We start from the raw sequence: 22,911 nt of genomic DNA on the forward strand, positions 1-22,911 counted from the left end.
CCGGAAAACCGGTGTTCACTTTTCCGGATCATGCTCTAGTATCTCTCCCAAATAAGAACCGTCCCAGGGGAGAGAAACATGTCGCATCACCTGATCTCGCGCCGGCAGATGCTGGCCGGCACCGCCGCCGCCGGCGCGGTTGGATTGACCGGATTTCCGGCCCGCGCCGAGGTGAACTGGAAGAAATACTCCGGCACCACGCTGGAAGTCAGCCTCGCCAAGGGACCGCGCGGCGACAATCTGCAAAAATACATCAAGGAATTCACCGAGCTCACCGGCATCAAGGTCGAATCGGAGCAGGTCCCCGAGCAGCAGCAGCGTCAGAAATGCGTGATCGAGCTGTCTTCGGGCAAGCCGAGCTTCGACGTCGTGCACCTGAGCTATCACGTGCAGAAGCGGCAATTCGAGAAGGCCGGCTGGCTCGCCGACATGTCGGGCTATCTCAGGGATCCGAGCATGACGCTGCCGGACCTGGTCGAGAGCGATTTCTCCGCAGCCGGGCTGCAATATGCACGCAACGACAAGGGCCAGATGCTGTCGCTGCCGTGGTCGGTCGACTATTTCATCCTCTACTACAACAAGGAGCTGTTCCAGAAGAAGGGCGTCGAGGTCCCGAAGACGCTGGACGAGATGGCGGTCGCCGCCGAGAAACTCACCGATCCGAAGGAAGGCATCTACGGCTTCGTCGGCCGCGGCCTGCGCAACGCCAACATGGCGATGTGGACCAACTTCTATCTGAACTATGGCGGCGAATTCCTCGATGCGAAGGGCAACATCCTGACCGATGGCCCCGAGGCGGTTGAAGCCACCAAGCTCTATCAGCGGCTGCTGACCAAATGCGCGCCGCCCGGCGTCGCCGGCTTCAACTGGATGGAGTCGATGGCCTCCTTCACGCAAGGTAGGTCCGCGATGTGGATCGACGCCGACGGCTGGGCGCCGCCGCTGGAAGATCCGGCCGCCTCGCGCGTCGTCGGCAAGGTCGGCTACACGCTGGTGCCCGCCGGACCCAAGGGCAAGTTCTCGTCGACCTATGGCGACGGCGTCGGCATCGCCGCCGCGAGCAAGAACAAGGAAGCCGCCTATCTGCTCTGCCAATGGGTGGTCTCGCGCGGACAAGGCGCTCGCCTGCTGCAGGCCGGCGGCGGCGTGCCGTTCCGCAACTCGATCGTCGACGATGCCGAGGTCGCCAAGGGCGTCAAGACCAAGGAGTGGCTGCAGTCGGTGGTCGACTCCGCCAAGATCTCCAAGCTCGGCCTGCCCGTCATCATCCCGGTCGCCGAATTCCGCGACATCGTCGGTGCGGCGCTCACCGCGACGCTGTCGGGCGCCGATCCCGCCACCGAGCTCAAGAAGGCGCACGAGCAATTCCGCCCGATCCTGGAGCGTAGCGAAAAAGCGTGAGCGTGGTGACACAAGCTTCGCCGGCGGCAGCCGATCAGGCTGCGCCGGCGCGTGAATGGCGTCCGCCGTCCTACTGGCCGTTCGTGATCCCGGCACTCGTCGTGGTGCTGGCGGTGATCATCTTCCCGTGGGTGTTCACGATCTGGATGAGCCTGCAGGAATGGAAGGTCGGCTCGCCCACCGTCTTCGTCGGGCTCGCCAACTATTTGCGGCTGCCGACCGATCCGCGTTTCGTCGAGGCGGTCGGGCACACGCTGTCCTACACCGCGCTGTCGGTGCTGCTGCCGCTGGTATTCGGCACCTTGGCGGCTGTCGTGTTTCACCAGAAGTTCGCCGCGCGCGGTTTCCTCCGCGGCATCTTCATCATGCCGATGATGGCGACGCCAGTGGCGATCGCGCTGGTGTGGACCATGATGTTCCACCCGCAGCTTGGCGTGCTGAATTATCTGCTCTCGCTGGTCGGCCTGCCGCCGCAGCTCTGGGTGTTCAACCCGACGACCGTGATCCCGTCGCTGGTGCTGGTCGAGACCTGGCAATGGACGCCGCTGGTGATGCTGATCGTGCTCGGCGGCCTCGCCGCGATCCCGACCGAGCCCTATGAGAGCGCGCAGATCGACGGCGCCAATTTCTGGCAGGTGTTCCGCTTCATCACGCTTCCGTTGATCATGCCATTCCTGTTCATCGCCGGCATGATCCGCATGATCGACGCGGTGAAGAGTTTCGACATCATCTTCGCAATCACCCAGGGCGGACCGGGCTCGGCGTCGGAGACCATCAACGTCTATCTCTACAGCGTCGCCTTCGTCTATTACGACCTCGGCTACGGCTCGGCGATCGCGGTGGTGTTCTTCCTGCTGATCGTCGCGCTGGCGGCGCTGCTGCTCTACTTGCGCAAGCGCCTGCTGTGGACGTCGCAGCTCGGGAGCGAGGCATGAACCCGCGCTATATCCTCGGCCGGATCGGGCTGTGGCTGTCGGTGTTCGTCATCGTCTCGCCGGCGATCCTGTTCTTCCTCTGGATGGCCTCGCTGTCGCTCAAATTCGAGATCGACAACGCCTCCTATCCGCCGGTGTTCTTCCCCGAGCATATTGCCTGGAAGAACTATGCCGACGTGTTCGCCTCCAACCGCTTCCTGACCTATTTCACCAACAGCCTCGTCGTCACCGGTTGCGCCACGGCGCTAGCGATGCTGGTCGGCGTACCCGCCGGCTACGGCATTGCGCGGATGGCCGCGCATAAATCCGCGATCGTGATCCTGATCGCGCGCATCACGCCGGGCCTGTCCTATCTGATCCCGCTGTTTCTGCTGTTCCAGTGGCTCGGCCTGCTCGGCACGCTGGTGCCGCAGATCATCATCCATCTCGTGGTGACGGTGCCGATCGTGATCTGGATCATGATCGGCTATTTCGAGACCACGCCGCTGGAGCTGGAGGAAGCCGCGCTGATCGACGGCGCCACGCGCTGGCAGGTATTCCGCCATGTCGCGCTGCCGATCGCGAGGCCCGGGCTTGCGGTCGCCTTCATCCTCGCGGTGATCTTCTCCTGGAACAACTTCGTGTTCGGCATCGTGCTGGCTGGACGCGAGACCCGCACGCTGCCGGTCGCGGTCTACAACATGATCTCGTTCGACCAGCTGAGCTGGGGCCCGCTCGCCGCCGCCGCACTGATCGTGACCGCGCCGGTGCTGCTGCTCACCGTGATGGCGCAGCGGCAGATCGTCGCCGGGCTGACGGCCGGCGCGGTGAAGGGCGGTTAGGGCGTGCGCCATGAGCGGACACCTGGGCCAAGGTCATTCGGCAACTTCTGCTTCCTGAGCGTCCCCTTGCCTTCCTCCGCCGTCAGATCGTCGCGCCGCTCGATACCGGCCGGGCGATAGGCCGTGATGCCGATTGAACAGCTTCGAAAACGCCGCGGCTGTCTCGTAGCCGACCCGGCTCGCAATTCGTGCGATCGGCTCGTCGCTGGTTTCGAGCAGGAACGCCGCTTCTGCCATCCGACGTTCGATAACGTAACGATGCATGGACTGGCCGACGAGCCTGGTGAAACGGGCCGAAAATGCCGAACGGCCGAGCCCCACGCGGCGGCCGAGGTCGCTCAGGGCCCACGGCCGCTCCGGGTTTTCGTGAATCAGCTTGAGCGCTGGTCCGATATGCGGATCCGATATCGCCCCGAGCCACCCGCCTTCTCCGGGACCGAGAGACTTGATCCAGCTTCGGAGCACCTCGACAAAGAGTACTTCCGTCAATCGTGAAAGCGCGACGCGTTGACCGGGACGCTCGGTCGCCGACTCGCTCATCAAGCGGCGCAGGATTGCTTCAAGCCAACCACTGTCCGCCGTTGGCTTCAGCAAGAGCACGGGTGGAAGTAACTCCAGCACGTTGCCAAACAGCGGCCGCGACACCGTGAAATTGCCGCAGAGCATGGCCGAGAGCGGCTTTGCACGGCCGCCGTGACGGATGAAGCCAAGACGCGGCGACGATCGATCGATGTCCATAATCCGCAGAGGCTCGGCCCGGCGATCCGAATAAAACACATGGGGCTCTCCGCGCGTGATGACGACAAAGTCGCCCCCAGTCATCTGGATTTTCTGCCCCCGTCCGACCGCAAGGGTCGCTGAGCCCTGGCTGAGATAATGAAACAGAGCGTAGGGGCGCGCCGGCAACTCAAGACGCCAGGGATGGCCCAGCTCGAAGTGAAAGAGCAGCGTCCCGCTGAGACGAACGCGATCGAGCACCTGGGCGAGTATGTCCATGCCGCCGAGACTAGACCTGCGGACGATTGGACACAACATCCGGACGATTGATCTCTATCGTCCGAAAAGTCCGCGAACTAGTCATGCCGCGGCGGGCCGACGTCACGTACGGCAACCATTTCGCCGATGGCAGATGGAAGAACCGCGACCTTGCTGGAAACGCCTGCCCATTCCCCCGGACCGCGTTCGTCCGATACGTCAACAGGAACAATCGATGCGAAATCTCCTGCTCTCAGCCGCCACCATACTCCTGGCCGGATCGACATTGGTCGGCTCGGCCAATTCCGCCGAACTGCCCAAGGGCGCAGCCCACAACATCGTGCTGGTGCACGGCGCTTTCGTGGACCAGACCAGTTGGCAACCCGTTGCCGATATTCTCACGAAGAAAGGCTACAGCGTCACGCTCGTGGAAAATCCGCTCACTTCGCTTGCCGCCGACGTCGATGCCACCAAGCAGGCGCTCGCGAAGCAGGACGGCAAGACCGTCCTCGTCGGCCACTCATGGGGCGGCGTGGTGATCACGCAAGCCGGTAACGATCCCAAGGTCTCGGCGCTGGTCTATGTTTCCGCCTTCGCGCCGGAGGTCGGCGAATCCGTGGCGTCACTGGCAAAGGCCGGCCCGCCGACGGAAGGCGGCAATGCGATCCATCCCGACGCGAAGGGCAATTTGTACATCGATCCCAAGGTGTTTCCGTCGGCGGTCGCGGCAGACCTTCCGCCGGAAATCGCTGCGCACCTGGCCAACTCGCAGCTTCCGTTGAACCACGTTGCGTTCGAAGCCCCCGTCGACATCGCGGCCTGGCATGACAAGCCGACGTTCTACGTCATCAGCACGAAGGACAAAGTCATCGCGCCGGAGGCCCAGAAGTCGTTCGCAGCCAGGATGAAGGCTCAAACGACGGAAGTCGCCGGCAGCCATGCTTCGCTCGTCGTTCATGCGAAGCAAGTCGCTGAGGTCATCGAAAAGGCAGCGCTCGCGAAGTGAGGGTACCGCTCCCGGCGCTTTCGCGCCGGGAGCGCGCCTGCTCGCGCGTAGGAATGCAGAACGTATTGGACCGCGATGGCACAAGCCAGCCAACGTCGCCGAACGTCCGAAGGGAATTTCCTGCATGTACAAGACATTTCTTGTCACTATCGTTGCCTCAGCTCTTAGCATCGGGGCTGTCGCGTCCGCTCCCGCCGTCAGGCAAGAGCCGCTGGATGCTGCGACCCTCAGCGCGATAAAATCCAAGTTCGGCAAGCTGATGGAATTGGCCAACGCTCACGATTTCAAGGCTCTGCATCGAATGTTCTGGCAATCGCCCTCGACCCTGTTGGTGGCCAAGAGCGCGATCCAGTCCGAGGGGAACTGGGCCGGCTTTTGGGGCAACGAGGCGATTGATCAAAAGCTTCATGATATCGGCACCTCCGGCCCGGTCGTGCTCGAGCCGGATTATTCGAAGCTAAGGGTTGTCGGCCTGACGCGCGACGTCGCCGAGTCCTACGTGCCGCTGAACATCACGGTCTCTTATGCCGGGCAGGAGGGAACGCCCAGGCCGTTTCTGATGATCATCAATTGGCTTCGGATCGGAAAGGACTGGAAGGTCGCTTCCGAAGTCATTCTGCCGGTGCCGCCCGTCCCCGCCGCGAAGGGCTAGGCACTTCGATCCGGCTATGGCTGCGCGCCAATGAGTTCTCCTCGTCAGCTAGGTCGTACCCAAAAATCCGCCCGCCGAACGTCGTCCGCATTATCGTCAGAGGCCGACAATTGGTCATATCGGCTTTGGGCCAACAAGCGACATGGCCGGCGGCGATCTAAGTCCTCAAGGCCGGCTCACCTTTCGACCGAGTGAAACCAGACTATAGCCCTGAGTGCCGGGGCCTCCGATCATAATGGCCTCCAAATAAGGCTCATCGATTGCCCCAGCCGACGACCAATCGACTATAAAGTTTGCGCCTAGGCCACCGCGGGTATCCTCTTGTGGAATGACAATCTGGATTGCGCCATAGGGCTTTAGCGCGATCGCGCGTGGCAGATATTTTTCGATTAGCTGACCGGCAACATTGAAGTAGTCAATCCGCTCGATGACAAGCGCTGCCGTTTCCGACGTATTGTGAATCGAAAGGGTCACTGACAACTCTAGTCTGGTGTTTCCGGCGCGGACCAATAGGCTTGAATGTGCCGGGACGTAAACTCTTCCTCGAACGATCAAAGGATCGCGCGGCAAATCAGCAATAGAGTCCGCAAACTTCGCTAGAAAAGCTGGAAGCTGATCAGGTTGTGCTCGCACGTCGGACATTGCCAGGAGCAACAGCGTTAGGAAGATTGCCGGTGTTCTCATTCGGTTGATCCGTAGCCGTGGTGTATCGCGGTCAGTGGGAGTGATCAGAACGTGGGCAGGCTGGAATGGGCGGCATTGACCCAGATCAACGACTCCTGGTGCAAATCTACCAGGCTTGCATTAGTCCGATGCGGGTCAGAAGCATCGTTTGGGCGGGCCGCTTGCTGTTTCCGAAGCCGCCACGCTGCCTCGGAGACCGCTCCGATTTCGGATGCGAGCCACTGGCGGACATTCGCCCGCGCAGCGAGGCTTGCGCTTCGCGCCCCGGCGCAACTCTACCCGTGATCCGGCATGATTGACAGTCTAACGCGTGTTGCACCCGGGCTGATGAAGCTCTTGTCCTACAGTTTTGCCGATGACTTTCGGCACGATCTGTTGGCGGGAATCTCCGTTGCCGCAGTGGCGTTGCCGGTCGCGATCGCCTACGCACAGCTCGCGGGCTTCGATCCGGTGGTAGGGCTGTATTCGAGCATTCTGCCGATGGTCGCGTACGCCATCTTCGGCACGTCGCGGCAAATGATCGTTAATCCCGATGCAGCCGTATGCGCCATGGTCGCTGCCGCAGTCGCTCCGCTGGCGGGCGGCAATGTCGAACTGTACTGGTCCCTCTCGGTCGCAGTTACGTTTCTGGCAGGCATGTTTTGCATTGCAGCGAGTTTCCTGCGGCTCGGTGCGCTGGCGGAATTTCTTTCCAAGCCAATCCTTGTTGGACTTTTGAACGGGGTCGCAATTTCCATCTGCTTGGGGCAAGTCGGTAAGCTGTTTGGTTTTTCCATTGAATCCAAAAGGATAATTCCGCAGCTGCTCGAAATCGTCGCCAAGCTTCCTCAGACGCAGATTCCGACGTTGATCGTAGGAGCGGCGAGCCTGGCGATATTGTTTGGGCTGGCGCGCTGGGTGCCGCGACTTCCGACTGCGCCGATCATATTGATCGCCGGCGGCACCGCGGTCGCACTGTTTGGGTTGGACCGGCATGGAGTGGCGATTCTGGGACCCGTTCCTGGAGGCCTGCCGCCGCTGCGAGTGCCTAGATTTCCAACGGATGACATACCATCCCTGCTCGGCAGCGCAGCCGGCCTGGCTCTCGTGCTGTTTTCGAGTGGCATGCTGACAGCGCGCAGCTTTGCGTCGAAGGGGGGCTACGAGATCGACGCCGACCGCGAGTTGGCGGCATTTGGAGCAGCTAATCTCGCTTCCGCCTTGTCTCAGGGGTTCACCGTGACCGGCGCTGACTCGCGTACGGCAATGGCTGTTGCTGCTGGCGGTCGCACCCAGGTGACTGGCCTAGTGGCGGCTGCGACGATCACCGCAGTGTTGCTGTTTCTGACCGGCCCAATGCGATATGTGCCGATTGCTGTGTTGGGCGCATTACTCGTGTTCGCTTCGATTTCGCTGTTTGACACGCGAACGCTGCGTGAAATTTGGAGCATCGATCGTAGCGAGGTCATCCTGGCCGTGATCACCACGCTGGGAGTCGTCGCGCTGGGCGCCATCAACGGGATCCTCATCGCGGTGGGGCTGGCACTGATCCGCTTCGTCAAGTTGACCGCGCGGCCCAGGGACGAAATCCTGGGAACGGTCGACGGAATTCCCGGTCTGCATTCGATCGCGCGACATCCAAACGCCAAGACGTTTCCGGGTCTGGTGCTCTATCGCTTCGATGGCCCGCTTACGTTCTTCAATTCTGATTACTTCAAGACGAGGGCGCTTGCGGCAGCTGACGCCGCAGGCCCGGAACTTCGATGGTTTGTCATTGACGCAATTCCAGTCAGCCAGATCGACACAACCGGGCTTTATGCACTTCGCGATTTGCGGGAACGGCTCGAAGCACGCGGAACGTCCCTGATGCTAGCTGGACGCAAGGCCGAGTTCCTCACGTGGTTTCGGGAAGCTGGTCTCTACCGGCCTGAACATGAAACATGGATACTCCCAACACTACGCCAGGCCCTGAAGGCTTATCTGCGGGCGGCGCAACCCATCGCGCCGCTTAGCCAGGACGATCTGTGAACGTCTGATCTGGGTCACAAGGAGAGATATCTCCAACGTCGGGTCGTGTGTCTGCTTCGTCCCTGAAAGCGGGCGTCTCAACGTTTTGAGTGCGACACGAGAGGCAACGCGCCTTGTTCGCAGCCGCAGCCTGATCTCATGTTGCTCTCGTTAGTGCGGTGAATTTGAAGTTCCTGCGAGCTTTCGCCGCGACCTCTCCATAGGAGCTTCAAAACTCAAAGCCGCACTGTTGCCGCCGACCTGAAGTCCACTACCCCGGGCTTTCACGAATCGATGAGGCGGACTTCAAATCGAAAGCGGTACCCGCTGCAAGGTGATACAAGCGTCGGGAGCGGGACACCGGTGCCACAACGCGGCAACACAGATCAGAACGCATACGCCTGCGAGCCCATGATGTCAGAGCCCCCAGAGCCCACGACGCTCCGATTTTCGACCGCCGAATGGCCGGCGCAGAACCGGCTCGCGATATGGCGCGAAGCGATCGGACGCCGTGTCTTTCAATTCGACACGATGCCGTTGCATGACGGGCCGTTCCACGCCGAGGCGACGGCGCAGGCCCTGCCCGAGCTGTGCTTTGGATCCTGGACCCTCGGCAATCTACGCACTGCCGTGACGCACGAACTGCTCGACGGCACCGACCACCTCATGCTCCGCATCTCGCTGAGCGGCGCGCCCGTCCTATCGCACCGGGGCCGCGAGGTCACCAGCGCTGCCGGCGATGCCATCCTGATGTCGACCGCGGAGCCGTGGGTGAGCATCTGTCCGTCATTCGTGCGCTTCCTCAGCCTGCGGCTGCGGCGCAAGGCGCTTACGCAGCTCGTGTCGTATCCCGAAGATGCGCTGATGCGCCCGGTGCCGCGCGATACCGAAGCCGTGAAACTGTTGACCTTCTATCTCCAAAAACTGATCCGCATGGGTCCGATGTCGACACCCGAACTACGGAAAGTCGTCGTCACCCACATCTACGACCTCGCGGCGTTGGTGATAGGCGCCACCCGCGACGGGGCGGCTGTGGCGAAGGACCGGGGCCTACGCGCCGCGCGGCTTGCCGCCGCCAAAGCCGACATCCATGCGCATTGCTCCGATCCCGACCTCACGCTGGTCACCGTCGCGGCGCGTCGGAATCTCTCGCCGCGCAGTCTTCAGCGCCTCTTCGCCGACGAGGGAACGAGCTTCACCGAATTCGTCCTCGACGCCCGCCTGACGCAGAGCCATCGGCTGCTGACCGATCCGCGCCAGGGCGATCGCAACATCAGCAGTATCGCGTTCGAAGCCGGCTTCGGCGATCTGACCTATTTCAACCGCACGTTCCGCCGCCGCTACGGCGCGACGCCCTCCGACGTCCGCGCCACGATGCGGCGTTGAGCGCGTTAGGCCGCGACGGATGCGGATCGAATCGCTATCGCGCCTTGGCTCCTCGTTTTCGTTGCGCAGTGGATGGCGCTCTGATTCCGAAGTTCGTAAGCACATGCGGCTCACTCTTGTACGAACTTCGGAATCAAGGAGCACTAACTACGCAGCGAGTGCCTTCAGCACCGCGGCTGACTCGGCGACCCAGCCAAAAATGCCGCCCTGGGCCTTGATCATCTTCAGGCCCATCTCGTGGAATTCCGGGAAGTAAGACGCGCAGCCGTCCGAGATCACGACGCAGCGGTAGCCGCGGTCGTTGGCCTCGCGCACCGTGGTGTTGACGCAGACCTCGGTGGTGACGCCGCAGACCAGGAGATTCTCGATACCGTATTTGCTGAGGATGTCACTGAGCTCGGTGGCGTAGAACGCGCCCTTGCCGGGCTTGTCGATCACGATCTCGCTCTCGAGCGGATAGAGCTCGGGGATGATGTCATGCCCCGCCTCGCCGCGGATCAGTATCCGCCCCATCGGCCCGGGATCGCCGATGCGGAGCGACGGCGCACCGCGCTCGACTTTCGCCGGCGGCGCGTCGGAGAGATCGGGCAGATGGCCCTCGCGGGTATGGACCACGAGCAACCCGGCCTCGCGCACCGCCGCGAGGACAGCAGCGATCGGCTGCACCGCACGGGCGAGCTGACTGACGTCATTGCCGAGCGTCTCGCCGAAGCCGCCAGGCTCCATGAAATCGCGCTGCATGTCGATGATGACGAGCGCGGTCTTGCTCCAGTCGAGCGTGATCGGCGCCGGCTCCGCCGCGATTGTCCCTGTGTCTGCCATCCCGTTCCCCTGCGCCAAGGCACTTTGGAGCCAGTAAAGCAAGCGATGTGCCAGCGGACAACGGCTGGTGTTGGCGGCGGCTACTTGAAGAAATGCACGAGGCCGATGCTCAAGCCCAAGAGCAGCATCAACGACAGCGTGACCGCCGCCGTCACCCGGCCGCCGACGGTCGAGAGCACGCGCACGTCGACGCCGAGCCCGAGCGCGGCCATCGACACCACGGTGAGGATCGCTGCCGTCTTGGTCACCGGCGCGATCGCGATGTCGGGCACGAGCTGGAACGAGCGCAGCGCTGCCAGCACCAGGAAGCCGATGATGAACCAGGGCACCAGCTTGAACGGGCTGATCGAGGCGGTCTTTGCAGCGCCCTCCTTTGCGGGTCCTTTCTCGGCCGTGCTGGCCTCGGTGTTTGCCTTGCGCCGCCGCGCGACGAGCAGCGAGAGGGCGACCACGATCGGGCCCAGCATCAGGACGCGCACCAGCTTCACCAGCGTGCCGATCTGGGTCGAGACGATGCCGGCCGGCACGGTCGCCGCTAGCACCTGCGGCACGGCATAGACCGTGAGCCCGGCGAGAATGCCGTACTGCGTCGCCGTCAGCTTCAGCAGCGGAATCAAGAGCGGCAGGCCGAGCACCATCAGCACGCCGAGAATGGCGGTGAACGAGATCGACGAGACGATGTCGTCGCCATCGGCCTCGATCACCGGCGCCACCGCCGCGATCGCGGAATTGCCGCAGATCGAATTGCCGCAGGCGATCAGGATCGCGAGTTTGGTCTTGAGCCCGAGCAGGCGGGCGAGGCCATAGCTCACCGCCAGCATGATCACGACGGTCGCTGCGATGGCGCCGATCAGGAGCCAGCCCGACGCCAGGATCGCGGCGAAGCTGATGGACGCGCCGAGCAGCATCACCGCGACCTCGAGCAGCTGCTTGGCGCTGAAGGCAATGCCCGAGCGCCAGCGCTCCGACGGTTCCCAGGCGGTACGCACCGCCATCCCGAGCAGGATCGCGACCACCAGCGCCTCGATATAGGGATGATCGAAAACCCGCTCCTCGGCGGCCTGGATGCCGAGCGAGATGACCGTGACCACGCCGCACAGCAGAATGCCCGGAATGAGCAGGATGATGCCCTTCAGCACCCCCTGCTTCTGCCCCTGATCTTGTTCCTGTTCCGGCACGAAATCCTCTTTTCGGAGAAGATTTTATGCGCCAGGGCGGACCTCTTGGCTAATATCTTTTCGGACTGCCCCGATAGAGAGAAGTTATGTCCCTTAACCTGCATCTGCTCCGCCTGTTCGCGGCCGTGGCGAGGACCGGAAGTTTCTCCCGCGCCGCCGACCTCCTGCACATCAGCCAGCCGGCGATCTCCAAGGGCGTGCGGGATTTCGAGCTGCAGGTCGGCTGCCGGCTGCTCGACCGCACCCCGAAGGGGGTGCGGCCGACCCGGGAGGGCGCGGCGCTGGCACGGCATGCCGAAACCCTGTTCGCGGCCGAGCGGGCCGCCGAGGACGAATTGCAGGCGCTGCGCAACCTCGACAGCGGCTCGCTGCGCATCGGCGCCAGCACCACGATCGCGACCTACATGATCCCGGAATTTCTCGGCGTGTTCCACCGCGCCTTTCCCGGCATCGACCTGCATGTGGTGAGCGCCAACACCAGCGATATCGCCGCACTGATGCTGGGACATGAGATCGAAATCGCGCTGGTCGAGGGGCCGGTCGAGGACGAGAACCTGACCAGCGACGCCTGGCGCACCGACGTGATGGTGCTGATCGCGGCCCCGGATCACCGCTTTGCGGCTGCCGCAGGCCCGGTCGACGTCCGCCTGCTCAACGACGAGATCCTGATCGTGCGCGAGCCCGGTTCCGGCACCCGCGAGGTGGTCGCGCAGGCGCTGGCCGCCCACCGCGTCGAGCCGCAACGGACGCTGGAGATCGGCAGCACCGAGGCGATCAAGCAGGCGGTGGCATCAGGTGTCGGCGTCGCCATCGTGTCGATCGCGACGATCGACGATCAGGTGAAGCTGGGCAAACTCAAGGTGATCCCGATCAAGGGCGTCCATATCGAACGCACGCTTTGGCAATTGAAATCGCCCGGCCGGCTCGACGTGCCGGCGGCGGTCGCGTTCGAGGGGATCATTCGAGAGACGCGGGCCGCGAAGACGGCGCCGCGCACGCCGTCAGCTAAAGCGCGGCGAACAGACCCTGCGCCCACGCAACGGCATGTTCGAAGCTGAACACGCCGGGCTCGAAATAGACCGCGCGTGCCAGCACGATGCCGACCACCAGCACCCAGAACACGCTGGTGCCCGCGGTCTTCAGCCATTTCGACACGCCCTCGCTCGCGGCCGAGGTATCGACTGCGGGGACCGGCTCACCGAAGGGATCGAATGCTGATTGACTCATCGTCGTAACCATCTGGACTACCCGCAGAATGTCGCGACGGCGGGGGCGGAAGCAAGGGTAGCAGAATGCCTTTTACGCCGGTTAATTAGAAGGACGTTTTCCGGCCCGAAAGGCGGGGAGGATTTCCTTCTCGGCGCCTAAAGCGCGATGCGCTTTAGCTCTTTGTTTGAGCATAATCTTTTCGGAAAACCGCTTCGCACTTTTCCGGATCATGCTGCCCGGGCGTCAGCTGTCCGTCCCGCGCTGCGTGGCCATGCGCGGCAGCGTGATCCGCACGCGCGTCCCCATGCCCGGGGCGCTGTCGAGATGCAGTTCTCCGCCCAGCCGGTTCGTGACGATGTTGTGCACGATGTGCAGGCCAAGCCCGATCCGGCCAATGTCGCGGCGCGTGGTGAAGAATGGATCGAAAGCCTGCCGAAGCACGTCGCGGTCCATCCCGCAGCCATCGTCGGCGAACAGGATCTCCACCTGGTCGGTACCTGATGCCCGCAGCCGGATCGAGACGGTGCCGCCCTTGCCGTCCGGAAACGCGTGCACGACCGAATTGACGAACAGGTTCGTCAGCGCCTGGCCATACGGGCCGGGATAGCTGTTCATCACGAGACCCGCCGGACAATCGACCTCGAGCGCCAGATTGTTCTTCGGCAACGCCGGACGCAGCTTCGAAAGCACCTGTTCGGTCACCTCGCCGAGATCGAACTGGCTGCGGTCGAAATAGCTGCGGTCGACGGCCACCTGCTTGAACGACTGCACCAGGTCCGCGGCACGCTTGAGGTTGCCGACCAGCAGCGACGACGCGCTTTCAACGACCTCGATGAAATCGCTGAGGCTCGAGCGCTTCAGCTTGCCGCGCGCCGCCTCGGCGGCGAAGTCCGCGCATTTCTGCTCCAGCACCGAGGCGACTGTAAGGCTGGTGCCGACCGGGCTATTGATCTCGTGCGCGACACCGGCCACCAGCCGGCCCAGCGCTGCGAGCTTCTCCGCCTCGATCAGCGACGCCTGGGTCTCCTGCAGATGGTGCAGGGCCTTCTCGGCCGCGTCGCGCGCGGCGCGGATCTCGCGTTCGCCGCGCTTGCGATCGGTGATCTCCTCCGCCGCCACGTTGACGCCGACGATGCTGCCGTTCGGCCCCCGCTGCGGATGCCAATGCGTGATCCAGCAGCGCTCGTCATTATGGCCGGGGCGCTGGCCGTACACCTCCACGCCGGTCACCGGCTCGCCGGTCTCCATGATCGAGCGGACGATACCTTCGACCGCGGTGGCCAGCGCGGGCACGCAATCATGCACGGTGCGTCCGAGATGGCCTTCGACCGAGATGCCGCAGATCTCGGTGAGGCGCTGATTGATCTGAAGATAACGGCAGTCGGGAGAGAGGTAGGCAAGACCGATCGGTGCAGTGTCATAGATCAGCTGCAGCGCCGGTTGTTTTGGGAACTGAACGTCGTGGACGACGGACGACCGCATGTCCTTCCCCCCGTTGGCGCCAAGTCTAGCGGTTCACGATGGTCCCGCAATAGGCGCAGCCAAGCCGGCAGTAGCGGTCAGCTCTGTCCAGATTCGGCACGGGTTGAGGTTGGCGGAGCCAGGATCGGCGCCTGCCGCCTTGTGGCAGCCTCAGCTATTCACTGCACCGTGCGCTCGGAAATTCTCGATGAAGCGCAGCAGCACCCGCGCGCCGGTGTCGGCGTCGGCGAGCTCGACATGCTCGGCCGGATTGTGGCTGATCCCGCCGCGGCAGCGCACGAAGATCATCCCGATATCGGCGATGTCGACCATCGCCATGCCGTCATGCCCTGCCCCGCTCGGCAGCTCGAACACGGCATGGCCTTCGGCTGCGACAGCCGCAGCGATCTGCGTCTTGAGCCACGGCGCGCAGGGCACGCTGCGGTTCTCGTGGGTGACGTCGATCTGCAGTGCGAGCTCGCGGCGTTTTGCGATCGCCTCGATCTGCCGCACGATGTCGGCGACGGCGCGCTTGCGATGCATGTCGCTCTGCGAGCGGATGTCCATCGTGAAGGATACCTTGCCCGGGATCACGTTGGTGGCGCCGGGCATCGCGCTGATGTAGCCGACGGTGCCGACGAGGCCGGCTTCATCGCTCCGGCAGAATTGCTCGATCGCAACGATGCATTCCGCGGCGCCGGTCAACGCATCGCGCCGCAGCGGCATCGGCACGGTGCCGGCATGGCCGGCGAAGCCGGTGAGATTGGCGGCGAGCCGTGTCGCACCGGAAATCGCGGTGACGACGCCGACCGGCAGCGCCTTCTGTTCCAGCACCGGCCCCTGCTCGATGTGCAGCTCGACATAGCCGAGCAATTCGCGGCGGGCGCGCGCCGCCTTGCCGATATGATCGGGATCGAGCCCGAATTGGATCAGCGCATCGCGCATCGAGGTGCCGGCGCGATCGCGCGTGTTGAGCACGCTCGCGTCGAACGTGCCGGCCACCGCGCGGCTGCCGAGCAAGGTCGAGGCGAAGCGCACGCCCTCCTCGTCGGCAAAGCCAACGATCTCGATCGCGAATGGCAGCCGCTTGCCGCGGCGGTTCAGGTCGGCAACGCAGGCGATCGCGGTGATGACGCCGAGCGGGCCGTCCCACCTTCCGGCATCGCGCACGGTGTCGTAATGCGAGCCGAGCATCAACGCCGGCAGGCCCGGCCGCTCGCCCTCGTAGCGGCCGCAGACATTGCCGATCGCATCGAGATGCGCGCTCATGCCGGCCTCGCGCATCCAGGACAGGATCAGATCGGCCGCCTTGCGGTGCTCCTCGGTGAGGAAGATGCGCGCCAGATGCTCCGGCGTCTCCGAGATCGCCGCGAGCTGATCGATCCGCGCCACGATCTCATCGCCAAGGGAAGACGGGTTTGAAGACGGGTTTGAGGACGGTTTTGTCTCGCTCATGCTGTTTCCCATCAGTCGAACCGGCGCCGGAGCCCGCTTCACTCGTAGCAGGCCCGGTCCGATTCACCAGCCGACAAATGGCGTCGTCTGCGACGTCCCGGCCGGGCGCGCCTCGGCCGGCCGGCGGTTAGCGGTTGCTTAACGGCATTGCATACAACGAAGAATGATCGCCCACAAATTAGGCATCGCCAGTGTTTCCGATTCCAAAGACGAACCACATCGACCATTATTCCCATTAATAATCAGCTGCTTACGGAACCATGATTGCCAAACGTGCTCTGGCACGAAGCTTGCGACACTCCGTCAAGCGCCGCCGTTACGGCGGCTGCGACTAGGACAGGCGGGCCAGCCCCGCCGGAGGGAGCAGGCGATGGATTTTGGCAGGATTTCAAGAAGGCATTTATTGCAGGGAAGCGCGGCGCTGGCGCTCGGCAGCACGCTCGGCACTCGCGGCGCGGCAGCGGCGGAAACCACGGTCGGCTTCATCTATGTCGGCTCGCGCGACGACTACGGCTACAACCAGGCGCACGCGCAAGGAGCCGCGGCGGTGAAGAAGCTTCCCGGCATCAAGGTGGTCGAGGAAGAGAAGGTGCCGGAGACCGATGCGGTCGAGAAGACCATCGAGTCCATGGTCAATCTCGACGGCGCCACGCTGCTGTTTCCGACCTCGTTCGGCTACTACAACCCGCACGTCGTCAAGATGGCCGGCAAGTTTCCCAAGCTGCACTTTGAGCATTGCGGCGGCCTGTGGAGCGACAAGGACCCGAAGAACGCCGGCAGCTATTTCGGCTATATCGACGAGGCGCAATACATCTCCGGCATCGTCGCCGGCTATTCGACCAAGAGCGGCAAGCTCGGCTTCGTCGCGGCCAAGCCGATCCCGCAGGTGCTGCGCAACATCAACGCGTTCACGCTCGGTGCCCGGCTCGCCAATCCGAAGGCGACGACGCAGGTGATCTTCACCGGCGACTGGTCGATGCCGGTCAAGGAAGCCGAGGCGACCAACAGCCTGATCGATCAGGGCGTCGACGTGCTGACCTGCCATGTCGACGGACCGAAGACGATGGTCGAGAACGCCGCGCGCCGCGGCGCGATGGTTTGCGGCTATCACGTCAACCAGTCGCCGCTGGCGCCGAAAGCCTATCTCACCGGCGCCGAATGGAATTGGGAAGCGCTGTATCCGAAATTCGTCAAGATGATCGTCGCGGGCGAACCGATCCCGAACTTCTATCGCGGCGGCCTGAAGGAAGAGATCGTCAAGGTCTCGCCCTATGGCGAGATGGTCTCGGCGGAAGCGCGCAAGCACGCCGATGACGTCAAGGCCAAGTTCATGTCCGGCGAATACACGATCTTCAAGGGCCCGATCGCCGACAACAAGGGCAAGACGGTGATCGCCGGCGGCACCGACCGCGGCCAGCAGGATCCCGAACTCGAGAAGATGGACTATCTGGTCGAGGGCGTGATCGGAGCCACCGCGTGACGACCGAGGCGGCGGAATCGGTGGAGGCGGCCGGCGTTGCTCCGGCCGCCGATCCCGGCTTCCTCCAGCGCTACGGCGCGAGCATCGAGTACATCCTGATCCCGGGTGCGGCGCTGGTCGGTGCGCTCGCGGTGTTCGGCGGCTTCATCGCGCTCTACGGCAAGAACCCGCTCGATCTCTATTTCTACATGTATTACGGCGCGTTCGGCACCTGGTTCTCCTGGCAGAACACGCTGACCCGCGCCGCGCCCTTGATCCTGACCGCGCTGTGCACGGCGCTGCCGGCGCAGCTCGGCATGGTGATCATCGGCGGCGAAGGCGCGCTCCTGATCGGCGCATTGTCGGCGACATCGGCGGCGCTGGCATTGCAGGGTGCCGCGCCGATCGTGGTGCAGATCGCGATGGTGATCGCGGGCATGATCGGCGGCGGCCTCTGGATCACGCTCTCGGGCGGCCTGCGGCAGTATCGCGGGGTCAACGAGACGATCTCGAGCCTGCTGCTGGTCTACATCGCGCTCGCGATCCTGAACCATTTGGTCGAGGGGCCGATGCGCGATCCGGCCAGCCTCAACAAGCCGTCGACGCGCGAGATCGGAGCCGCCAACATGATCGGCACCATTCCCGGCACCGACGTGCATTGGGGCCTGGTGTTCGGCCTGGTCGCGGCCATCGCGGCCTACATCTTGATCTATCACACCACCTTCGGCTTCGCCGCGCGCGTCGCCGGCGGCAACATCCGCGCCGCCAAGATCGTGGGGCTTAGCGTCGGCAAGCTGATCATGACCGTCTGCTTCCTCGCAGGCAGCAGCGCAGGCCTTGCCGGCATGATCGAGGTCGCGGCCGTGCAGGGCCGCACCAATGCCAATCTCGCCGCGGGCTACGGCTTCACCGGCATCCTGGTTGCGTTCCTGGCGCGGCAGAATCCGCTGGCGATCATTCCAGTGGCGATCCTGCTCGGCGGCATCTCGGCCTCCGGCGGCCTGTTGCAGCGGCGGCTCGGGCTGCCCGATGCCTCCGTGCTGGTGCTGCAAGGCATCATCTTCGTGTTCGTGCTGGCGAGTGATGCGCTCTATGGGCGGATCGGCTTCCTGAAGGGAAAGTCCTGACATGGCGGATGCATCGCTCGGACTCTGGACCGTCCCGCTCGCCGTGTTCGGCGGCGCCATCCGCGTCTCGACGCCGTTTTTATTCGTCAGCCTCGGCGAATGCATCACCGAGCGAAGTGGCCGCATCAATCTCGGCCTCGAAGGCACGCTGGTGATGGGCGCGATGAGCGCCTATGGCATCTCCTATCTCTCGGGCTCGCCATGGCTTGGCGTGCTCGCGGCCGGGATGACCGGCGCCCTGTTCGGCGCGCTGCATGCCGGCATCTGCTCGCTGCCGCGCGTCAACGACATCGCGGTCGGCATCGCGCTGATGCTGCTCGGCACTGGTTTGGCCTTCTTCCTCGGCAAGCCGCTGATCGAGCCGACGGCCGCAAGGCTGCCGGCGATCGATTTCGGCTGGTGGAGCGACATCCCGCAGCTGCGCGCGGCGCTGCGCATCAACGTGCTGTTCCTGATCGGCGTCGCGATCGCGCCGCTGCTCTATTGGGCGTTCAGGACCACGCGATGGGGCCTGTTGATCCGCACCGCCGGCGAGAGCGCCGACGCTGCGCGCGCGATGGGTCATTCCGTGCTGCTGATCCGGCTGCGCGCCACCATGATCGGCGGCTTCCTCGCCGGCATCGGCGGCTCGTTCCTGTCGCTGTTCTATCCCGGCAGCTGGAACGAGGGTCTCTCCTCGGGACAGGGCATCACCGCGGTCGCGCTGGTCATCTTCGCGCGCTGGGACCCGATGCTGTGCCTGTGGGCCTCGCTCGCCTTCGGCGGCGCCGCCGCGCTCGGGCCCGCGCTGCAATCGGTCGGCATCACCTCCGGCTATCATCTGTTCAACGCCGCGCCCTACATCCTGACCCTGGCGATCATGATCATCACCTGCTCGCCGAAGCGCACGCTGACCGGCGCGCCGGCCGAATTGTCCATCACCCGATAGACCGCGAGATCATTCCATGCCTGAGCGCTTCATCAAGTCCGAGCCCTATGCCTGGCCCTACAATGGCGATCTGCGGCCAGGGAATACCGCGCTCATCATCATCGACATGCAGACCGATTTCTGCGGCGTCGGCGGTTATGTCGACAAGATGGGCTACGACCTGTCGCTGACGCGGGCGCCGATCGAGCCGATCAAGAAGCTGCTCGCGGTGATGCGCGCGCAGGGTTTTCACATCATCCACACCCGCGAAGGCCACCGCCCTGATTTGGCCGACCTGCCCGCCAACAAGCGCTGGCGCTCGCGCCAGATCGGCGCCGGCATCGGCGATCCCGGCCCCTGCGGCCGCATCCTGGTGCGCGGCGAGCCGGGCTGGGAGATCATTCCCGACCTCGCGCCGCTGCCGGGCGAACCCGTCATCGACAAGCCCGGCAAGGGCTCGTTCTGTGCCACTGATCTGGAGCTGATGCTGCGGCTGCGCGGCATCGAGAACATCGTGCTGACCGGCATCACCACCGATGTCTGCGTCCACACCACGATGCGCGAGGCCAACGACCGCGGCTTCGAATGCGTGCTGGTCGAGGATTGCTGCGGCGCGACCGACAAGAGCAATCACGACCACGCGCTGAAGATGATCAAGATGCAGGGCGGCGTGTTCGGCGCGGTGACCAAATCGACAGACCTGATCGGGGCATTGTCGTGATCATCGGCGAACCGCCCGCCCCGTCAGGCGCATTCGGCATCGACGCCATCGCCATGACGATGCGGTTCGGCGATTTCACCGCGCTCGACAATGTCGAATTGAAAGTGCGCCCCGGCTCGTTCCACGCGCTGCTCGGCGAGAACGGCGCCGGCAAGAGCACGCTCGTGAAATGCATCATGGGCTATTACCACGCTACCGAAGGCGACATCATTGTCGGCGGCCGCCAGCAGACCATCGCCAATCCCAAGAATGCGCATGCGCTCGGCCTCGGCATGGTCTACCAGCACTTCACGCTGGTGCCGGCGATGACGGTCGCCGAGAATCTGGTGTTGGCGCGCGACGACGTGCCTTCGGTGGTCGACTGGCGCAAGGAGAAGAAGGAGCTCGAGGCCTTCCTTTCGCGGATGCCGTTCAAGGTGCCGCTCGACGCCAAGGTCTCCGACATCTCCGCCGGCGAACGGCAGAAGTGCGAGATCCTCAAGCAGCTCTATCTGAAGCGCCGCTTCCTGATCCTGGACGAGCCGACTTCAGTGCTGACGCCGGGTGAGGCCGACGAGGTGCTCGGCATGCTGCGCGCCATGGTGGTCGCAGGCGAACTCACCATCCTGATGATCACGCACAAGTTCCGCGAGGTGATGGCGTTTGCCGATGAGGTGACGATCCTGCGCCGCGGCAAGCTCGCCGGCACCGGCCGCGTCGCCGACCTCACGCCCGACGAGATGGCGCGCACCATGATCGGCGCCGAGCAGCTCACCGTGCAGCCGCCGCGCACCGGCGAGACCGGCGCGCCCCGGCTCGAACTCGACAAGCTCACTGCGCGCGATGACGCGGGCGCAATTGCCGTGCACGGCGTGTCGCTGACCGTGAAGAGCGGCGAGATCGTCGGCATCGCCGGCGTGTCCGGCAACGGCCAGCGCCAGCTGGTCGAAGTGCTGGCCGGCCAGCGCGAAGCCGAAAGTGGCCTGATCCGCGTCCAGGGCGAGGCTTATGCTGCGAGCCGCGAGGAGATGCGCCGCCACAGGATGTCGCTGCTGCCGGAGGAGCCGCTGAAGAACGCCTGTGTCGGCGGCATGAGCGTCGCCGACAACATCGCGTTCCGTGAGTTCGATCGCGCGCCGTTCGCGCGGGGCGGCTGGTGGCTGAACGGCAAAGCATTCAGAAGCGATGCGGAGCGCAAGATCAACCGCTACAAGATCAAGACCCGCACGCCGGAGACGCCGATCGCGGCACTCTCGGGCGGCAATGTGCAGCGCGCGGTGCTGGCGCGTGAGCTCTCGGGCGACGTCGAGGTGCTGATCGCCGCCAACCCCTGCTTCGGGCTCGACTTCGCGGCGGTCGCGCAGATCCATGCCGAGATCATGGCGGCCCGCAACCGCGGCGCGGCGGTGCTCTTGGTCAGCGAAGACCTCGACGAGCTCCTGGAGCTGTCGGATCGGCTGGTCGTGATGTTCCACGGCGCGTTCGTGCACGAGGCCCGCGCCAGCGAGGCCGACCTCACCGAGATCGGCCGGCACATGGCAGGACACTGACGCACGTCACTGATTCCGCGACGATGCCGCCGCGCGTTCGTGGTGTGGCGCACCGCGCAGGAACGCCCTGCCGAAATCATCGACGGCAGGCGCCAGGATCGCCCGATCCCGCGGCAGCGCCTGCGGCATCTCGTCGCGGATGAACGCCAGCAGCTTCTCGCGTATCTCGCAGCGCAGGTCCCAGGACTGCGGCGCATTCCGCGCGCTGACCAGCGCACGCAGCTCGATCGTGCGCGGGTGGGTATCAATCACCTGCAGATTGACGACTGCGCCATCCCACAGTCTCGACTCCTTGGCGACCTGCTCAAGCCTGTTGCGGATCGCCGGCACGTCGGCGCTGTAATCCACGTGGAGCGCGATTGCGCCGATCAGCGACTGCGCGTCGCGCGTCCAGTTCTGGAACGGGCGCTCGATGAAATAGGACAGCGGCACCACCATGCGGCGCCAGTCCCACAGCCGGATCACGACATAGGTCGAGGCGATGTCCTCGACCCAGCCCCATTCGTTCTCGATGATGACGGCATCCTCGATCCGGATCGGCTGGGTGACGGCGATCTGCACGCCGGCGATCAGATTGCTCAACAAGGGTCGCGCCGCGAGACCGACGATCAGGCCGGCGGCGCCCGCGGACGCGAACAGGCTGACGCCATACTGCCTGACCGAATCGAATGTCATCAGCGCGGTGGAGACCGCGATGATGACGATCAGCGTATCGGTGACCCGCTTGAAGACGCGCACCTGGGTGACGTGCTTGCGCGCCAGGAAATTCTCGGCAACGTCGAGACGGAATCTGTCGAGATATCTGCCCGAGGCCATGTCGACGGCGCGGATCGAGATCCAGCCGACCAGCGCGATCACGGCGACGCCGAAGAAATGGCTGAGCGTCTGCCGCAGCAGATCGTCGAGCGGTGCCAGCGGCAACACCAGCGCGACGGCGGCGAGACACAGCGCCAGCCGTGACGGCCCCGAGGTCCGGTCAAGCAGCTGCGGTGCGACCGCATTCTTCGATCCGACCATACGGTGGACGAGACGCTGCGCGATCGCGTGAACGACCAGCGCCGCGGCGATCGCAGCCGTGATCAGGACAAGACCGAACACCCAATCCGGAACCCAACAAAATGTGTGTTCCAGTTCGACCATGACATCGCGCATGAAACCCGCCTGCTCCCGCATTGCAGGCCGCTAACGCACAGCATC

The 22,911-nt window shown here is 64.1% G+C and carries 21 protein-coding genes; 13 read left to right on the plus strand and 8 right to left on the minus strand.

Annotation, left to right across the window (positions count from 1 at the left end; genetic code table 11):
- Positions 1–78: 78 nt before the first annotated feature.
- From FBZ93_RS07180 to FBZ93_RS07190, 3 genes are read left to right on the plus strand one after another with little or no spacing between them, the layout of a single operon-like run.
- The gene (locus FBZ93_RS07180; protein WP_146985230.1) at positions 79–1,401 is read left to right on the plus strand and encodes an ABC transporter substrate-binding protein; all 1,323 of its coding nucleotides are present in this window, start codon (positions 79–81) and stop codon (positions 1,399–1,401) included.
- Entirely contained in the window at positions 1,398–2,336 is a 939-nt protein-coding gene (locus tag FBZ93_RS07185) for a carbohydrate ABC transporter permease (protein WP_146985231.1), read from the plus strand. Before FBZ93_RS07180 ends, FBZ93_RS07185 begins: the two co-directional genes overlap by 4 nt.
- Positions 2,333–3,157, plus strand: a complete 825-nt coding sequence (locus tag FBZ93_RS07190) for a carbohydrate ABC transporter permease (RefSeq protein WP_146985232.1) — start codon at positions 2,333–2,335, stop codon at positions 3,155–3,157. The genes FBZ93_RS07185 and FBZ93_RS07190 overlap by 4 nt, the downstream gene beginning before the upstream one ends.
- A gap of 33 nt (positions 3,158–3,190) precedes the next feature.
- On the opposite strand, the gene FBZ93_RS07195 is transcribed toward FBZ93_RS07190, so the two are convergent.
- Positions 3,191–4,153, minus strand: coding sequence for an AraC family transcriptional regulator (locus FBZ93_RS07195; RefSeq protein ID WP_167528948.1), 963 nt, complete (start codon positions 4,151–4,153; stop codon positions 3,191–3,193).
- Positions 4,154–4,367: 214 nt separating this feature from the next.
- Here FBZ93_RS07195 and FBZ93_RS07200 point away from each other — a divergent pair, with 214 nt between their 5' ends.
- Positions 4,368–5,138, plus strand: coding sequence for an alpha/beta fold hydrolase (locus tag FBZ93_RS07200; RefSeq protein WP_146985378.1), 771 nt, complete (start codon positions 4,368–4,370; stop codon positions 5,136–5,138).
- A gap of 124 nt (positions 5,139–5,262) precedes the next feature.
- A complete protein-coding gene (locus tag FBZ93_RS07205; protein ID WP_146985234.1) occupies positions 5,263–5,790 on the plus strand; it encodes a hypothetical protein in 528 nt (175 codons plus the stop codon).
- 165 nt (positions 5,791–5,955) lie between these two features.
- On the opposite strand, the gene FBZ93_RS07210 is transcribed toward FBZ93_RS07205, so the two are convergent.
- Positions 5,956–6,474 (minus strand): DUF3124 domain-containing protein, encoded by a 519-nt coding sequence (locus FBZ93_RS07210; protein ID WP_146985235.1) that lies wholly within the window; start codon positions 6,472–6,474, stop codon positions 5,956–5,958.
- Positions 6,475–6,801: 327 nt separating this feature from the next.
- Between FBZ93_RS07210 and FBZ93_RS07215 the strand changes: the two genes are divergently transcribed.
- Complete coding sequence (locus FBZ93_RS07215) at positions 6,802–8,481, plus strand: SulP family inorganic anion transporter (protein WP_246667383.1); 1,680 nt, start codon at positions 6,802–6,804, stop codon at positions 8,479–8,481.
- 393 nt (positions 8,482–8,874) lie between these two features.
- Positions 8,875–9,846 carry a helix-turn-helix domain-containing protein gene (locus FBZ93_RS07220; protein WP_167528949.1) on the plus strand — a complete coding sequence of 324 codons (972 nt, stop codon included), beginning with the start codon at positions 8,875–8,877 and terminating at the stop codon, positions 9,844–9,846.
- A 147-nt stretch (positions 9,847–9,993) separates the two neighbouring features.
- Here FBZ93_RS07220 and FBZ93_RS07225 read toward each other — a convergent pair whose 3' ends face one another.
- A complete protein-coding gene (locus FBZ93_RS07225) occupies positions 9,994–10,668 on the minus strand; it encodes a cysteine hydrolase family protein (protein WP_146985238.1) in 675 nt (224 codons plus the stop codon).
- An 80-nt stretch (positions 10,669–10,748) separates the two neighbouring features.
- Positions 10,749–11,846 carry a YeiH family protein gene (locus FBZ93_RS07230; protein ID WP_146985239.1) on the minus strand — a complete coding sequence of 366 codons (1,098 nt, stop codon included), beginning with the start codon at positions 11,844–11,846 and terminating at the stop codon, positions 10,749–10,751.
- An 86-nt stretch (positions 11,847–11,932) separates the two neighbouring features.
- Between FBZ93_RS07230 and FBZ93_RS07235 the strand changes: the two genes are divergently transcribed.
- Positions 11,933–12,904, plus strand: coding sequence for a LysR family transcriptional regulator (locus tag FBZ93_RS07235; protein WP_146985240.1), 972 nt, complete (start codon positions 11,933–11,935; stop codon positions 12,902–12,904).
- Here the strand turns inward: FBZ93_RS07235 and FBZ93_RS07240 are convergent.
- From FBZ93_RS07240 to FBZ93_RS07250, 3 genes are all read right to left on the minus strand, one after another.
- Positions 12,852–13,073: a hypothetical protein gene (locus FBZ93_RS07240; protein ID WP_246667384.1), complete on the minus strand. Its 222-nt coding sequence runs from the start codon at positions 13,071–13,073 to the stop codon at positions 12,852–12,854. The two genes, FBZ93_RS07235 and FBZ93_RS07240, sit on opposite strands and share 53 nt — an antisense overlap.
- 225 nt (positions 13,074–13,298) lie before the next feature.
- The gene (locus FBZ93_RS07245) at positions 13,299–14,537 is read right to left on the minus strand and encodes an ATP-binding protein (RefSeq protein ID WP_146985242.1); all 1,239 of its coding nucleotides are present in this window, start codon (positions 14,535–14,537) and stop codon (positions 13,299–13,301) included.
- 150 nt (positions 14,538–14,687) lie between these two features.
- Positions 14,688–15,971 (minus strand): allantoate amidohydrolase, encoded by a 1,284-nt coding sequence (locus tag FBZ93_RS07250; RefSeq protein ID WP_146985243.1) that lies wholly within the window; start codon positions 15,969–15,971, stop codon positions 14,688–14,690.
- A 370-nt stretch (positions 15,972–16,341) separates the two neighbouring features.
- On the opposite strand from FBZ93_RS07250, the gene FBZ93_RS07255 reads away from it, so the two are divergent.
- Genes FBZ93_RS07255 through FBZ93_RS07275 form a run of 5 tightly spaced genes read left to right on the plus strand, consistent with a single transcriptional unit; the run spans position 16,342 to position 21,714 of the window.
- Positions 16,342–17,451, plus strand: coding sequence for a BMP family ABC transporter substrate-binding protein (locus FBZ93_RS07255; protein WP_146985244.1), 1,110 nt, complete (start codon positions 16,342–16,344; stop codon positions 17,449–17,451).
- On the plus strand, positions 17,448–18,557 hold the full coding sequence (locus FBZ93_RS07260) for an ABC transporter permease (protein WP_146985245.1): 1,110 nt from the start codon (positions 17,448–17,450) through the stop codon (positions 18,555–18,557). Before FBZ93_RS07255 ends, FBZ93_RS07260 begins: the two co-directional genes overlap by 4 nt.
- A gap of 1 nt (position 18,558) precedes the next feature.
- Positions 18,559–19,485 (plus strand): ABC transporter permease, encoded by a 927-nt coding sequence (locus tag FBZ93_RS07265; protein WP_146985246.1) that lies wholly within the window; start codon positions 18,559–18,561, stop codon positions 19,483–19,485.
- Between the two features lie 16 nt (positions 19,486–19,501).
- Complete coding sequence (gene biuH, locus FBZ93_RS07270) at positions 19,502–20,185, plus strand: biuret amidohydrolase (protein WP_146985247.1); 684 nt, start codon at positions 19,502–19,504, stop codon at positions 20,183–20,185.
- Positions 20,182–21,714 carry an ABC transporter ATP-binding protein gene (locus FBZ93_RS07275; RefSeq protein ID WP_146985248.1) on the plus strand — a complete coding sequence of 511 codons (1,533 nt, stop codon included), beginning with the start codon at positions 20,182–20,184 and terminating at the stop codon, positions 21,712–21,714. Before biuH ends, FBZ93_RS07275 begins: the two co-directional genes overlap by 4 nt.
- Before the next feature lie 6 nt (positions 21,715–21,720).
- Here FBZ93_RS07275 and FBZ93_RS07280 read toward each other — a convergent pair whose 3' ends face one another.
- Positions 21,721–22,866: a mechanosensitive ion channel family protein gene (locus tag FBZ93_RS07280; RefSeq protein ID WP_146985249.1), complete on the minus strand. Its 1,146-nt coding sequence runs from the start codon at positions 22,864–22,866 to the stop codon at positions 21,721–21,723.
- Positions 22,867–22,911: the final 45 nt, after the last annotated feature.

It is taken from the genome of Bradyrhizobium macuxiense (assembly GCF_007993935.1).
GTDB classification, from domain to species: Bacteria; Pseudomonadota; Alphaproteobacteria; order Rhizobiales; family Xanthobacteraceae; genus Bradyrhizobium; species Bradyrhizobium macuxiense_A.